General features: G+C 62.2%; 14 protein-coding genes. 8 read left to right on the top strand and 6 right to left on the bottom strand.

Annotated features, from left to right (window positions below):
* Positions 1–71: 71 nt before the first annotated feature.
* Complete coding sequence (locus QMY55_RS16355; protein ID WP_283485218.1) at positions 72–1,271, bottom strand: M20 aminoacylase family protein; 1,200 nt, start codon at positions 1,269–1,271, stop codon at positions 72–74.
* A 303-nt stretch (positions 1,272–1,574) separates the two neighbouring features.
* On the opposite strand from QMY55_RS16355, the gene QMY55_RS16350 reads away from it, so the two are divergent.
* A complete protein-coding gene (locus tag QMY55_RS16350) occupies positions 1,575–2,606 on the top strand; it encodes a DHH family phosphoesterase (protein ID WP_283485217.1) in 1,032 nt (343 codons plus the stop codon).
* Between the two features lie 54 nt (positions 2,607–2,660).
* Here QMY55_RS16350 and QMY55_RS16345 read toward each other — a convergent pair whose 3' ends face one another.
* Both QMY55_RS16345 and QMY55_RS16340 read right to left on the bottom strand, forming a co-directional pair.
* Positions 2,661–3,419 (bottom strand): pseudouridine synthase, encoded by a 759-nt coding sequence (locus QMY55_RS16345; RefSeq protein ID WP_283485216.1) that lies wholly within the window; start codon positions 3,417–3,419, stop codon positions 2,661–2,663.
* Positions 3,420–3,591: 172 nt separating this feature from the next.
* On the bottom strand, positions 3,592–3,741 hold the full coding sequence (locus QMY55_RS16340; RefSeq protein WP_283485215.1) for a hypothetical protein: 150 nt from the start codon (positions 3,739–3,741) through the stop codon (positions 3,592–3,594).
* Positions 3,742–3,746: 5 nt separating this feature from the next.
* Here QMY55_RS16340 and rarD point away from each other — a divergent pair, with 5 nt between their 5' ends.
* Complete coding sequence (gene rarD, locus QMY55_RS16335; RefSeq protein WP_283485214.1) at positions 3,747–4,637, top strand: EamA family transporter RarD; 891 nt, start codon at positions 3,747–3,749, stop codon at positions 4,635–4,637.
* A 73-nt stretch (positions 4,638–4,710) separates the two neighbouring features.
* Positions 4,711–5,706 (top strand): diaminopimelate dehydrogenase, encoded by a 996-nt coding sequence (locus QMY55_RS16330; RefSeq protein ID WP_283485213.1) that lies wholly within the window; start codon positions 4,711–4,713, stop codon positions 5,704–5,706.
* A gap of 99 nt (positions 5,707–5,805) precedes the next feature.
* Here the strand turns inward: QMY55_RS16330 and QMY55_RS16325 are convergent, their stop codons facing one another.
* Positions 5,806–7,161, bottom strand: a complete 1,356-nt coding sequence (locus QMY55_RS16325) for an MFS transporter (RefSeq protein ID WP_407650705.1) — start codon at positions 7,159–7,161, stop codon at positions 5,806–5,808.
* A gap of 249 nt (positions 7,162–7,410) precedes the next feature.
* Here QMY55_RS16325 and QMY55_RS16320 point away from each other — a divergent pair, with 249 nt between their 5' ends.
* Positions 7,411–7,758 (top strand): MoaF-related domain-containing protein, encoded by a 348-nt coding sequence (locus QMY55_RS16320; protein WP_283485211.1) that lies wholly within the window; start codon positions 7,411–7,413, stop codon positions 7,756–7,758.
* Positions 7,759–8,383: 625 nt separating this feature from the next.
* Here QMY55_RS16320 and QMY55_RS16315 read toward each other — a convergent pair.
* Positions 8,384–9,202, bottom strand: coding sequence for an META and DUF4377 domain-containing protein (locus QMY55_RS16315; RefSeq protein ID WP_283485210.1), 819 nt, complete (start codon positions 9,200–9,202; stop codon positions 8,384–8,386).
* A gap of 367 nt (positions 9,203–9,569) precedes the next feature.
* Here QMY55_RS16315 and QMY55_RS16310 point away from each other — a divergent pair, with 367 nt between their 5' ends.
* Positions 9,570–10,073 carry a DUF2242 domain-containing protein gene (locus tag QMY55_RS16310; protein WP_283488991.1) on the top strand — a complete coding sequence of 168 codons (504 nt, stop codon included), beginning with the start codon at positions 9,570–9,572 and terminating at the stop codon, positions 10,071–10,073.
* Positions 10,074–10,185: 112 nt separating this feature from the next.
* Here the strand turns inward: QMY55_RS16310 and QMY55_RS16305 are convergent, their stop codons facing one another.
* On the bottom strand, positions 10,186–11,034 hold the full coding sequence (locus tag QMY55_RS16305; protein WP_407650529.1) for a peptidoglycan DD-metalloendopeptidase family protein: 849 nt from the start codon (positions 11,032–11,034) through the stop codon (positions 10,186–10,188).
* Between the two features lie 333 nt (positions 11,035–11,367).
* On the opposite strand from QMY55_RS16305, the gene QMY55_RS16300 reads away from it, so the two are divergent.
* From QMY55_RS16300 to QMY55_RS16290, 3 genes are read left to right on the top strand one after another with little or no spacing between them, the layout of a single operon-like run.
* Entirely contained in the window at positions 11,368–12,327 is a 960-nt protein-coding gene (locus QMY55_RS16300) for an MBL fold metallo-hydrolase (RefSeq protein ID WP_283485209.1), read from the top strand.
* A 20-nt stretch (positions 12,328–12,347) separates the two neighbouring features.
* Positions 12,348–13,958, top strand: coding sequence for an FAD-dependent oxidoreductase (locus QMY55_RS16295; RefSeq protein WP_283485208.1), 1,611 nt, complete (start codon positions 12,348–12,350; stop codon positions 13,956–13,958).
* Positions 13,955–14,164, top strand: a complete 210-nt coding sequence (locus QMY55_RS16290; RefSeq protein WP_283485207.1) for a DUF2783 domain-containing protein — start codon at positions 13,955–13,957, stop codon at positions 14,162–14,164. The genes QMY55_RS16295 and QMY55_RS16290 overlap by 4 nt, the downstream gene beginning before the upstream one ends.
* The last annotated feature ends 19 nt before the right edge of the window (positions 14,165–14,183 follow it).

The raw sequence follows: 14,183 nt of genomic DNA, 5'->3' as shown, positions 1-14,183 counted from the left end.
GGGCGGCCCGGCAATGAAAAAAAGCCCGCTGTCATGAATGGTTGCGGGCTTTTTCGATGAAGCGCAAGTCCTCAGGCAGCGGGCTGCTCGAAATAGCGGCGCGCCAGCAGATCCCAGAATCTGGAGCCACGGCCGATATTGTCATCATTGAAATCATAGGCCGGGTTGTGCAGGCTCACGCCGGGCTGGCCGTTGCCGGGGCCGTTGCCGATCCAGCCATAGGCGCCGGGCACGGCTTCGAGCATGAAGCCAAAGTCCTCGGATGTCATGGCGGGCAGCACATCGTCAAAGGCATTGGCATCACCCACCACCTCGCGCATCACGGCGGCCATGAACTTGGCTTCGCGGGCGTGGTTGGTGGTGTTGGGGTAGGCGCCGGGGCGCAGCGTGAACTCGGCCTGGCACAGATGCGCGGCGGCCACATGGCTGCTGATGCGCTTGAGGCCTTCCACGAACATCTCGCGCGTTTCCTTCTTCAGGGTGCGCACGGTACCGGCAATGATGGCCTCGTCGGGAATGATGTTCTCGACCGTGCCGCTGGTGATCTTGCCCACGGTGAGCACGGCCGAATCCAGCGGGTCGGTGCTGCGCGAGACCAGGGTCTGCAGCTGCGTCACGATGGCGCAGGCCACGGGAATCGGGTCCAGCGTGGTGTGGGGCATGGCCGCGTGACCGCCCTTGCCCATGACCTTGATCTGAAAGCGCAGGGTGGAGGCCATGATGGGGCCCACGCGCACTGCCATCTGGCCGGCGGGCAGCGAGGGCCAGTTGTGCAGCGCAAACACGGCTTCGCAGGGAAATTTCTCGAACAGGCCGTCATCCATCATGGCCTTGGCGCCAGCACCGCCTTCTTCGCCGGGCTGGAAGATCAGGTGCACCGTGCCGTCAAAGTCGGGGTGCTGTGCCAGGGTGGTGGCGGCGCCCAGCAGCATGGTGGTGTGGCCGTCATGGCCGCAGGCATGCATGCGGCCCTTGTTCTGGCTGATGTGATCGAAGGTATTGATTTCCGTGACAGGCAGCGCGTCCATGTCGGCGCGGATGCCGATGCTGCGGCCGGGGTTGTCCTTGCTGCGGCCCTTGCCGTAGATGCTGGCCACGACGCCGGTCTGGCCCAGGCCCCGGTGCACGGTCAGGCCCAGGGCGGTGAGATATGCGGCGACTTTGTCGCCGGTGCGGTGCTCTTCGTACTTGAGCTCAGGATTGGCGTGCAGATCGCGGCGAAAACTGAGCAGTGTGCCGAGGTGAGGAGTGATATCTGGTGTAGATCGCATACAGGGGCCGCGGAGCACCCAGTGCTGTAACTGTCCTGGCAAGCGAGCAAGGCGGGCCTGCCGGTGACCGCAGCATTTCAATAGCAAGACCCCCATCATAGGCGTATGCGGCGGCGCCGCGCTTAGGTAGATACCGAAATCAGGGGTATCAGCGCTTGTGCTATCTCGCCCAGTAGCAAGCGGTGACTTACGAGGGGCTTGCCAGGCCCGGAGTGCGCACCGGCATGGGACCGGCCAGACGGCGCGGACCCGCAATGCCCGCGCTTTGTCGTGCAGTGCAGCAAACGGCGAAAATACCCGGCTATGACCGCACAGAACACTCCATCGGGCGCCAAACCCACTTTGTTCCAGCAATTGCTGGTGCGCCCCGATCGCAACGATCTCAATCCCCTCATTCTCTATCATGGCCGCCGCTGCCCCGACGGCTTTGGTGCGGCCCTGGCTGCCTGGCTGTTCTATGAAGGCCAGGCCGAGTTTCGCGGTCTCGACCATGGCGAGATCCTGAGCGCCGATGACCTCGGCGATCTGAGCGGCCGCGCTGTCTATGTGCTGGACTTTGCCTTCGAGCCCGCGCTGATGGCCGAAATCGAGTCGCGCGTGGCCAAACTCGTGGTGCTGGATCATCACAAGAGCGCGGCCGAAAAGCTCAATGGCTACCAGTGCCACTGCGGCGCGGTGCACTTCGACATGAACAAGTCGGGCGCGCGCCTGGGCTGGGAGTTCTTCCAGGCCGACAAGCCCGTGCCCGGCCTGATTCGCTACATCGAAGACCGCGATATCTGGAAATGGGAGTTTCCCGAAAGCGCGGCCTTTCTGGCGGCCCTGGACATGGAGCCGGAGCGCAGCTTCGAGCGCTGGGCCGAGATCGCGGCCTTCACGCCCGAGCAGGAGGCCGCCTATATGGCCCGTGGCGGAGCAATGGACGAGAAGTTCCAGAAGCTGTGCGCGGACATCGCTGACGGCGCGCAAGTGCTGGTCTTCAACGGCCAGCAGGGCCTGATGGTCAACTGCCCCGGCATGTTCCACAGCCAGGTTGGCGATCTGCTGGCGCGCCAGAGCGGCAGCTTTGCCCTGATGTGGCATGCCAATCACAAGGGCACCAAGGTGGGCCTGCGTTCGCGTTCGGAGTTCAATTGCATTCCGCTGGCCGAGAGCTTTGGCGGCGGCGGTCATGCGCAGGCTTGCGGCTTCAAGATGCCCAACGAACGTCTGGTGGAGCTGCTGCAGGGTGAACTCAAGTCCGACCCGGAAGGCCAGTACGAGTTTGTGGCCGCGCCCAGCCTGCAGTTCGATGAAGAAGGCAAGTGGATTCGCGCTACGCCCAAGTCTGCCTGATTGCTGAAAAACCATAGCGGCCAGCGCTTGATGGGTAAGCGCTGGCCGCTTTTTTCATGTGACAGCCTGCCAGCCCGGCAGGGCCAGCAGCCTTTGCCAGTCCTGCGCTTCCTGCAAATGGCCGAGCGCTGACCAGTCGGCCTCGAAGCGCATGGGCTCACCGCTCATGGGGTGGGCGATTGCCAGCGATTGGGCATGCAGCCACAAGCGCTGCTGGCCCAGACGTTCGGCCCACCAGCGATTCAGCGGTCCCTTGCCATGGGTGGCGTCGCCGATGATGGGATGGGCCACATGCTTGAGGTGGCGGCGAATCTGGTGTCTGCGCCCTGTGGTGGGCAGGGCCTGGACCAGGCTGATGCGGGTCTCTGGATGGCGGCCGTCGTAACTCTCGGGCCAGGACAGGCGCGCCAGGCAGCGCAGCGTCGTGTGAGCTTGCTGCACCGGTGCATCCTCGGGGGCATCGTCGGGTTTGAGGGCATGCTCCACCTCCACGCTATCGGGCAGCCAGCCGCGTACCAGGGCCCGGTATTCCTTGCGGGTTTCATGCGCCGCAAAGCTGGCGGCCAGGGCCTGCGCGGCTTCCTTGTGCAGGGCCATGAGCAGCACGCCGCAAGTGCCCTTGTCCAGACGGTGCACGGGCCAGACATGGCGACCTAGCTGATCACGCAGCGCCTGCATGACAAAGCGGGTTTCGTGCGCATCCAGCCCCGTGCGATGCACCAGCCAGCCCGCAGGCTTGTAGACCGCGACCAGGTGTTCGTCCTGCCAGAGAATGTGCAAAGGGGGATGTGCGGGCAGGGCAGATTCGGTCATGGGGCAAAGCGGGTGGCGAGCCGCACTCTACCGCAGCGGCGGCTCTTGTGCGCAGCGGTCAGTGCATTCCTGGCGGCCAGGGCTGGCATCGGTGCAGGGGTGCATGTGCAGCTTCGGGTTACTGGACAATGCCGGGCTGGTTCGCGGCGGCGCAAGGTCTGCCGCAATACTTTCACGACTTGTGCAGATCAGATTCAAGCAAGAGCTTCGCTTCAAGGCAAAGCCCTGGTGCATCTTTGTTTGCATAAATTCTGTTCTCTTTATTCCTAGCTTCTTGCGCTTTACCAGCAAGCGTTTGAAGCTGTTTTTCTTGATTTTTCAACTCTGATGTTCAAGGGCGTTGTTGTCTCGGTTCTGGCGTCCGTTCTGTTCGCTTCCCTTTATTACCTCTCGCCGTTTCTGGCGCCGCTCGATGGCGAGCAGATCTTTGGCTGGCGGGTGCTGGTGACACTGCCCTTCACTACGGCACTGCTGTTTGCGCTCAAGGAAACGGCAGCCGTGCGTGCGCTGCTGGCGCGGGCCTGGAAGCAACCCAGGTTTGGCGGCTTGCTGCTGCTGAGCGCAGCGCTGCTGGGCGTGCAGCTATGGATTTTCATGTGGGCGCCGATGAACGGGCGCGCCTTGCCCGTGTCGCTCGGCTATTTTCTGCTGCCGCTGGTGATGGTGGTGGCGGGGCGGTTGCTGTTTGCCGAGCGGCTGACGCGTGGCCAGGCGCTGGCCACGCTGGTGGCCGCCGTGGGCGTGGGCCACGAGTTCTGGCAGGCCGGCGGCATGTCCTGGGAAACCTGGGTGGTGGCGCTGGGCTACACCGTGTATTTCTCGCTGCGCCGCTGGTTGCAGACCGATACGCTGGCCGGCCACTGGATAGACATGGCGCTGCTGCTGCCGGCGGCCATTGCCTTCACGCTGCGCGCACCCAACAGCTGGCCGCTGGTCGCCGGTCATTCAGAGCTATGGGTGCTGCTGGCGGTGCTGGGCATGGTCAGCGCCGTGGCGCTGGCGCTGTACATGATTGCCAGTCGCTGGCTGCCCCTGGGCCTGTTCGGGCTGCTGTCCTATGTGGAGCCGGCGCTGCTGGTGGTGGTGGCCTGGTTGCTGGGCGAGAGCATTGCACCGCAGCAGGTGCTGACTTATGCGCTGATCTTCGTGGCGGTGGGCCTGCTAATCGTCGATGGCATCTGGCATTTATGGCGCGTACGTTCACACAGACTGCACTGAGCGCAGCGTTTCCCGCGTGGTGCAGCAAGGCAATAATTGCTTTTTGGCTTTTTCTCGAAAGGTAGTGCCCCGAATGGCATCGACAACATCCTCTGTGCGCGTTGGTATCGTTGGTTATGGCAATCTGGGCCGTGGCGTGGAAGCTGCCATCGCCAAGAACCCCGACATGCAGCTGGTGGGCATCTACACCCGCCGCGATCCCGCGCAGCTCAAGCCCCTGCACGCCGGCACCCCCGTGTACGCCATGGACAGCCTGCTCTCGCACAAGGGGCAGGTCGATGTGCTGATTCTCTGTGGCGGCTCCAAGGATGATCTGCCCAAGCAGGCCCCCGAGCTGGCGGCCCATTTCAACCTGATCGACAGCTTCGACACCCACGCCCGCATCCCCGAGCACTTTGCCAATGTGGACAAGGCCGCCCAGGGCGGACAGACCACGGCGCTGATCTCGGCCGGCTGGGACCCCGGCATGTTCTCCATCAACCGTGTGATGGGCGAATCCCTGCTGCCCGATGGTGCAACCTACACCTTCTGGGGCAAGGGCCTGAGCCAGGGGCATTCCGATGCGATCCGACGCGTCGAAGGCGTGGCCGGCGGCGTGCAGTACACGATTCCCGTGGAAGAGGCCGTCAACAAGGTGCGCTCCGGTGTGCGCCCCGAGCTGTCCACGCGTGAAAAGCACAAGCGCGAATGCCATGTGGTGCTGAAGGACGGCGCCGATGCCGAGGCCGTGCGTAAGACCATCGTGGAAATGCCTCACTACTTCGACGAGTACGACACCACGGTGAACTTCATCAGCGCCGAAGAGCTGGCGCGCGATCATGCGACCATGCCCCATGGCGGTTTTGTGATCCGCAGCGGCAACACCAGCGCGGAGAACAAGCAGGTCATCGAATACCGTCTGCAACTGGACAGCAACCCCGAGTTCACCTCCAGCGTGCTCGTGGCTTATGCCCGCGCCGTGCACCGCATGGCCCAGACCGGTCAGCATGGTTGCAAGACCGTGTTTGACGTGGCTCCCGGCCTGCTGTCGCCCAAGAGCGCGGCCGATCTGCGCGCCCAGATGCTGTAACCGCACTGAGCTCCAGATAAAAAGCCTCATCTTCGGATGAGGCTTTTTTGTATAAATTGAACTCTATCTCTTATATATCAAGCGCTGATAGCTATCAAATCAGGAATTGACGGGATTGTCTTTTCCTGTGCCCACGCGGGCTGCATCTTCAAGCCTGTCCACATCGCGCAGCGGCTTGAACAGCGTCATCCAAGCGCCCACCACGCCCAGCGTGCACAAGCTGCCCAGAACGGCGGCAGGTACGGCGCCAAACCACGAGGCACTGCTGCCCGCGCGGAACTCGCCCAGTTCGTTGGATGAGCCTATGAAGAGCATGTTCACCGCATTCACGCGGCCGCGCATATGGTCGGGCGTGGAAAACTGCACCAGCGCGCCGCGGATATAGACGCTGACCATATCGGCCGCGCCCGCGAGGGCCAGTGCCAGCATGGATAGCACAAACCAGTGCGAAAGCGCAAACACCAGATTGGCCAGGCCAAACACGGCCACGGCCGCGAACATCACCTTGCCGACATGGCGGTTGATGGGGCGGGCCGACAGCCACAGGCCCATGCAGACCTCTCCCATGGCCATCGATGAGCGCAGCAGGCCCAGGCCTTGCGGGCCGACTTGCAGCACTTCATGCGCATAGACGGGCAGCAAGGCCACCACGCCGCCCAGCAGCACGGCAAACAGATCCAGAGAAATCGTGCCCAGGATGATGGGCCTGGTGCGCATGAAGTTCACGCCCTGGACAAAGCGCTGCCACATCGAGCTCTCATCCTGTGCGCCCCGTTGCTGCACAGCGGCAAAACGCACGGGCACCTGGCTCAAAAGCGCGGCTCCCAGCAGCAGCCCCAGGCCGCAGACCGCATAGGTCAGAACCCCGCCACCCAGGGCGTAGAGCAGGCCGCCCAGCACCGGAGCGGCGATGGCGGAGATGCGCATCAGCATGCTGTTGGTTGCCAGGGCCTTGGCCAGTTGCTCGCGGGCCACGATCTGCGGCAGCAGGCTTTGCAGCGCAGGCCCGCTGAAGGCGCGGCTGCAGCCGAACAGAACCAGCACGGCATAAATCCACTGCACATGGTGGATGCCCGCTTCCGAGATTAGCCACAGCAGGCCCGAGCAGACGGTAGCCAGTAGCCAGCTCATGCCCAGCTGGCGTTTGCGGCTCATGCGGTCGCTGAGGTCTCCAGCGGGAATCAACAGACCCATCATGGGCAGGAACTGGGCCAGACCCACATAGGCCAGCGACAGCGGATCACGCGTGATGTCATAGACCTGCCAGGCCACGACCACGGCCTGCATCTGCTGGCCGAACATGGCCAGCATGCGGGCCAGTACAAAAGAGACAAAGGCGCGATCGCGCAGCGGTGGCAGTGAGGAAGAGGCGGTGCTGGGCACGGTGGAATGTGAAGGCGCGGGAAGGGAAGGCCAGCCAGAGCGCGCATGGCGACGGTGATGGTGTTCTGGCAGGCTGGAAGTATCTGTGATCTTGCGTTTTTGCGCTGTGCTGGTGCTGACTGCCTGGAAAAGTTCCGGCGGTGCTGGTCTTGGCAGTGCAGCTATGAATTCGTGACCTGAATCTCTGCCTGTCAAAAAATGTTTGCCGACGATGGCATGCGGTTCATTCCCACAAGCCGCCCTTGGGCGCAGCGCCACCATAGTTGCACGTCAATGAATTCTGTTGCCATAGACCGTGCAGTTGTAGAAGGAGTCGCCATCATGTCCATGCTTTCCCTTCAATACGCTGGAACGCTGCTGGGTCGCGAAGCGGTCATCGAGTTTCCCGATAGCCGAGCGGAAGTCCGTTACACCGCCAATGGACAGATGCGCTGGCGGGTGGTGGACTCTCAAGGCCATGTCTCCGAGGGCTGTGAGAGCCTGAGCTATCTGCAGCTCAGCGACCATCTGCACTTTCTGAACTGGGTCGAAAAAACCGGCTTCACCGTGAGCCAGGTCATAGACTCCTCCAAAGGTACGGTGCAGGCCTTCTGGTCCTATGCCGATGAGCAGTGCGAAACAGGACATCGCTCGTCCATGTTTGTTCAAGGCAGTTTCCATCTGCGTTGAGCTGCCTGAAAATGCAAGCCCTGGCACTTCCGACATGATGGCGACGAGTGCCCACTGAAATCCTGTGCCTTGTGCGCTGAAACCCAGGTCTCTCCTCTGTGCCGGCATCCAAAAGGTGCCGGCTTTTTTATGGCCGCGGCCCCCTCAAGGCCAAGGCCATAAGTGGCCCCTCGAGGGGGGCTGCGGCCACGCGCCAGTGGGCAAGCGTGGGGGCCTTTGGGGATCCGTGAAACATTGCGCAGGGCCAGGCGGGCTGCGTATTTTTTGATCGCGGAACATCGGCCCAGGTTTTATGCGGGTTTGCAGGGGGGAGGGTGGATTTGTCCACAGGACCGCCCACAGCAATTGGGTATAACTTTACAAATGCGTTGCAAATTGCCTGCGACTGGCATTTTCTTTGCAAGTGGCTGTCATCAAAGAGTAATTATGGGAAATAGATAGTTGCCAGCCTGGCCGGCCAGGTTCCATGCGCATGGCGTGAAACATTGCCGGCAGGCATAAAAATCTCCCACGCTTGCCCACTTCGTGTGGCAGTTGCGCCCAAGGGGCGCTTATTGCCTTTGGACGACCCTGCGGCCATAAAAAAGCCGGCCTGAGGCCGGCTTGGTGCAAGTGGGGCGGATGCTTACTTGCTTGGCTTTTCGACGGCGGAGCCGATCACCATGTCCAGCACATAGGCGTAGCTGGAGGCATCTGCCGGCACGTTCTGGAGCTTGTAGCGGTCTATGCGCAGAGTGTTGCTGATACCGGGTTGGTGCTTGTAGCCCTCGATCTCGCTGTAGAAGTTTTCCCACTGGCCGGTATAGGTCTTGACGCCGTTGTCGCCATAGCGGATCTCGCGTACCTGCAGGCACTGGTGACGGCCTGCGCCTGCGCTGCAGGGTTTGCGCTCGGGGCCGACCTCGAGAAACATGCGCTCAGGCTTGCCGCCGTACTTGGTCTGCGGGGTGGGGCTGCCCTGCAGTTGCCAGCGTGTACCGTCGATGAACTGAATGGTCAGGCGAGGCTGCTCGGCAGCGCTGGCAGGCAGTTGCACATTCCATTGCTTGGTGGTGGGCAGGATACGGGCGACTTTCTGCTCCAGCATCATCAGCTGGTTGTCGGCGCAGGCGCGCAGCGTGCTCATGGGCCTTTGCACGTTCAGGCGTTGGCCTTCCACGCTGTAGCCGGCGGACATGACGTTGCACAGGTTTTTGACGACTGCGCGCTGCTCAATGAATTCCAGCTCGATGGGGGCCTTGGTCGAATCCAGGAACCAGGTCTGGTCATCAGCGCCAGCAGGATTGAATGCTTGCTGAAGCTTCCAGTGGTAGGCCGTCAGGGAGTTGGCATCTCCTGCAGGGCCACTGGGGCCGGGCTTGCTGGCGCCGCCGCCAGTGGTGCCGCAGGCGGCCAGCGTCACAGTGGCGATCAGAGGTAGGCACCAGGTCCAGCGAAATTTCATAAGTGTTCCTTCAAGATATGGATGAAAAAAATCTACCCTATTGGAGTCCGCCGCGCACTGACAGTTCCCCCGATAATGCGCCGGGCTGAAGATTGCGCAGGCAGACGCCTATAGAAGCAGAACCATAACCCACGAAGACGGCTGCGCGCATGAAGGAAATGCAAAGAGTGTCAACCTATGCCAGCTGCATGTCTGCTCCGCCATGTAAAGATCGAAAAAAAATCTATGCCGAACCCAACCGGGCTCGGGCACACCTGCCAAGCTGCTACGCTTGGTGCCACGGTTGATGTACCTAGGAGGTTTTGTGCGCGCAGGTGGAGTTGTTTTGTCGGGAAAAACTTGGTTGCGTCTGGGAGTTGCCAGCCTGATGGCCGCCGTTCTGGGGGCTTGTGCGTCACATGCTCCCAGTCCGGTGGCAGTGCAGGAGACCTTTGATTCCAGCTCCACTTTCTCGCGCGGCTTTGATGCCCCGCCCGCCCAGACCTGCGAGGCGGCGCGCCGTGCGTTGCTGAGCCAGGGCTACATCGCCACGGCCAGGACGCAGGAACTGATAGAGGGGCGCAAGAGCTTCCAGCCCAATATGGAGACCAATCTGGAGATCAATTTCCGGGTGGTCTGTGTGCCGCAGACCAGCGATGGTCAGGTGAGCCTGGGTTTTGCCACGGCTTTGCAGGACCGCTATGCCCTCAAGAAAAGTGCCAGCTCGGCCAGTGTGGGGGTTGGGGCGCTGGGCTCCTTGTCATTGCCTTTTTCATCGAGCAGCGACTCCCTGGTCAAGGTGGGTAGCGAAACCATTTCCGCGCGCAGTTTCTACGACAGCTTCTTCGAGCTGGTGGAAAACTATCTGAAGCAGGACAGGGACACACCGTAATGTGAATCTGCACTGAATCGTCTTGCAGCGCTTGCTACTCCTGCGCACCAAGTCTGAAATTCATAGCAAAAAGCGGCCTTTCCGGCCGCTTTTTTGCAGGTGCAGATAGCGCTCAGATGAAAAGCGCCGGGTCCACCATGGCGCGGTTGAGCATCACGCTCCAGTGCAGGTGCGGGCCGGTTACGCGGCCCGTGGCGCCTACCTTGCAGAAGGCGTCCCCCGTTTTCAGCATGTCGCCGATCTTGCAGTCCACCTGGCTCAGGTGGCAGTACATGGACAGCAGGCCGCCGCCGTGGTCCAGCCAGACGGTGCCGCCGTTGAAGAAATAGTCGCCCACATCGATGACCTTGCCCGGCAGCGGCGCCTTGACCGGCGTACCGGTGGGGGAAGCGATATCCATGCCGCTGTGCGGATTGCGTGACTGGCCGTTGAAGACGCGGCGCAGGCCGAAGCTGCTGGAGCGACGTCCCGGCACTGGCACCTGCATGCGCAGTTCCTGCGCCATGGGCAGAGGCTGGGCCATGCTGGTCATCACGGTCTTGAGGTGAGCCGCCTCGCGCTCGTAACGCGCATTGTCCTCAGGGGAAAGGTCCACGGTCTTGGGCGAGACCTTGAGACGCTGCTCCACATACTTCTTGTCCTGCACGGTGAGCATGATTTCACGCGGCTGGCCGTCGGCCTTCGGTTGCAGCGGGTACTGCCCCGGCGCGGTGGACAGCGGAATGCCGACGATGGCCGTCCATTCGATCATGTCGCCAAGCACCAGCACGGGTGCATCGTTGAAGCTCAGCGTAGGCCGGTTGGAAGCCGGACCCAGCGACAGGCGGGCCACGCCGCCGGGCACGCGGCTGTCCTGCGGCCACAGGCGATTGTCTTTGGCAGCCCAGGCGGGAAGGGCGCTGGCGGCGGCAGCGGTGCCCATCCATTGCAGCAACTGGCGGCGGTCAAAAGCGGTATTCATGGAGAAATCCTGCAGGGAAATGGGCCGCGGCTGATGCCCATCCGGTTCGGGCAAGTGCCTCACCTCAAGGCAGCAGTCCTTGGCGCTTGTTTGCGTAAGTTCCTAAGTCCTATTGGCTTCAAGCGCAGATGTATCAAACGCTTGCTGATACAGGAACCATAGCACGAAGCCATGCAGGCACAGACCGGACCTGGGTCGTGGTTTGTGCCAATTTGTCCATAGAACTATGGACAGACAAGGGCGCCGACTTTGCGCAGACTGGTGTGGTTGCGAATGCAGAAGCGGGGCAGCAAGCCCGCCGGTTCGTTCATACAAGATTCAAGGAGTACACCCATGGCAAAGCCTTTTGCATCGTCGGCCGATACAGCGGCCAAAAAAGAAACCCTGGAAATTCTGGCCGACGGCGTCTATGCGCTGACGGCCGAAGGTGATCCCAATGTGGGTGCCTTCGAAGGGGAGGATTTCATCGTTGCCATCGAAGCCCGTGCCACGCCTGCGGCTGCGCGAGACTGGCTGGCCAAGCTGCGCGAGCACACGCAAAAGCCCGTCAAATACCTGATCCTGACCCACTACCACGCCGTGCGCGTACTGGGCGCATCGGCCTTCGATGCCGAGCACATCATCACCAGCGAGACCACGCGCAAGCTCATAGAGGAGCGCGGCCAGCAGGACTGGGACAGCGAGTACGGCCGCATGCCGCGACTGTTCAAGGAACCCGAGGGCATTCCCGGTCTGACCTGGCCCACACAGACTTTCGATACGCAGTTCGAGATCGATCTGGGCGGCAACCGCGGCAAGCTGGACCTGCGCTTTGAAGGCCGCGGCCACACAGCGGGCGACATCATCGTCTGGCACGACAAGAGCAAAACCATGTTTGCCGGCGATCTGGTCGAAGCCGAAGCTGCGCTCTACACCGGCGATGCCTTCCATATGGAGTGGGCCAGCAAGACGTTGGACAACCTCAAGAAATACCGTGCCGAATTCATCGTGGGCGGGCGCGGAGCCGTTGCCAAGGGCACGGCGGCCACCGATGCGGCCATCGAGCAGACGCGCGAATTCCTGCGCGGCATGATCGACAATGTGGGCGCCGTGCACAAGCGCGGCGGCACTTTGAAGGAGGCGTTCGAGGCCACGCACAAGGCGCTGGCGCCCAAGTTTGGCCGCTGGCCCATCTTCGAGCATTGCCTGCCCTTCGATGTGCAGCGCCTGTGGGACGAGTTTGACGGCATCGACTGGCCCCGTATCTGGACGGCCGAGCGTGATCAGGAAGTCTGGGCACAACTGCAGGGGTGATGCATATGGCGCAAGCAAGCATGGCTCCGCAGCCTGTCACGCATCACCGTGGCGTGCCCGTGTGGCGACATATTGGCGCCACTGCCGCACCGGCGACAGATGTGCCGGAGCAGGCTCCGGTGGTGGTTGTCGGCGCGGGCCCGGTGGGCCTGGCCATGGCGCTGGATCTGGGGCGGCGCGGGCACAAGGTGCTGGTCATCAGCAAGCTGGACTTCATCGCTGGCGGCTCCAAGGCCATCTGCTTTTCCAAGCGCTCGCTGGACATTCTGGAACGCCTGGGTGTGGGCCAGGAGCTCCTGCAAAAAGGCGTGACCTGGAATGTGGGCAAGGTCTTCTGGGGCGATCGCGAGGAGTCTGTCTACCAGTTTGACATGCTGCCCGTGAAGGATCAGCAGTATCCGGGCTTCATCAATCTGCAGCAGTACTACGTGGAAGATGCGCTGCTGCGCGCTCTGCAAAACCTGCCCAATGTGGAGCTGCGCCTGGGCCAGCAGATCGAGGCCGTGCGCCATCTGCCAGAGGGGGTGGAGCTGGAGGTGCTGGCCGGCGAGAGCCGTTATCTGATCCACGCCGACTGGCTGGTGGCCTGCGATGGCAGCAAGTCCACGGTGCGCGGCCTCATGGGGCTGGATTTCGATGGCCGCGTGTTCGAGGAGAACTTTCTCATCGCCGACATTCGCATGGAGCAGGAGCGTCCTGCCGAGCGCTGGTTCTGGTTCGACCCGCCGTTCAACCCCGGCCAGTCGGCTCTCATGCATCGCCAGCCCGATGGTGTGTGGCGGCTGGACTTTCAGCTGGGCTGGGGCATAGACCGCCAGGCCTGCGTGCAGCCCGAAAACGTGGAGCGCTATGTACGTGCCATGCTGGGCCCGGATGTGCAGTTCAGCCAGGAGTGGTACAGCATCTACACTTTCCAGTGCCGCCGCATGAGCCGCTTTGTGCACGGCCATGTGCTGTTTGCCGGCGATAGCGCGCATCTGGTCTCGCCCTTTGGCGCGCGCGGCTGCAACGGCGGCTTTGCCGATATCGACAACCTGGGCTGGAAGCTGGATCTGGTCATGCGCGGTCAGGCGGGCCAGGAGCTGCTGGAGAGTTATAACGAGGAAGCCGTGACCACGGCGGACGAGAACATTCTCAACTCCACGCGTTCCACCGACTTTCTGACGCCCAAGACCACGGTCAGCAAGGCTTTTCGCGATGCGGTGCTGGAACTGGCGGCCACCGAGGCTTTTGCCCGCCCCTTTGTCAATTCGGGGCGGCTATCCACGGCGATTTCCTATCCGCAAAGCCGTTTGAATACGCCGGACGATCAGGTCTGGAACAGCGGTATAGCGCCCGGCTCACCCGCGCTGGATGCTCCTGTGAATGGAGCATGGCTGCTGCCGCAATTGGGCGGGCGCTTTGTGCTGCTGGCCAATAGCTGGACGCAGGGTCTGCCGGTAGGGGTGGAGCTGCTCGACATTGCCCAATGGGCTGGTGATCACAGCCTGCTGCAGGCACGCTATGGGCTGCAGCCCGGTTGCGGCTATCTGATACGCCCCGACCACTATGTGGCTGCGCGCTGGCAGTCTCCGGTATCTGTCGCCACGGTGCAGGCCAGCCTGGCCCGCGCCCAAGGAGTGCAGCAATGACCCCGTTGATCAGAACCCCGAATCTGGACCATGTGGACGATGTCTACCAGCAACTGCTGCTGATGCATGAGGGTCTGGACGAAGCGCAAAGCCTCAAGGCCTGCGCCCGGCTGATCCTGGCCCTGTCCAACCATATCGGCAGCAGTGCCGTGGTGCTGGAGGCGATAGCGCTGGCCAAGGGCCAGGCAGAAGGCGAGGAGCTCTGACAGGGGATGGCTTCGCTCT

This window comes from Comamonas resistens, from assembly GCF_030064165.1.
Classification (GTDB): Bacteria; Pseudomonadota; Gammaproteobacteria; order Burkholderiales; family Burkholderiaceae_C; genus Comamonas; species Comamonas resistens.
Note: the sequence above shows the minus strand (reverse complement) of the source record. Positions and strands in the feature narration are given on the sequence as shown.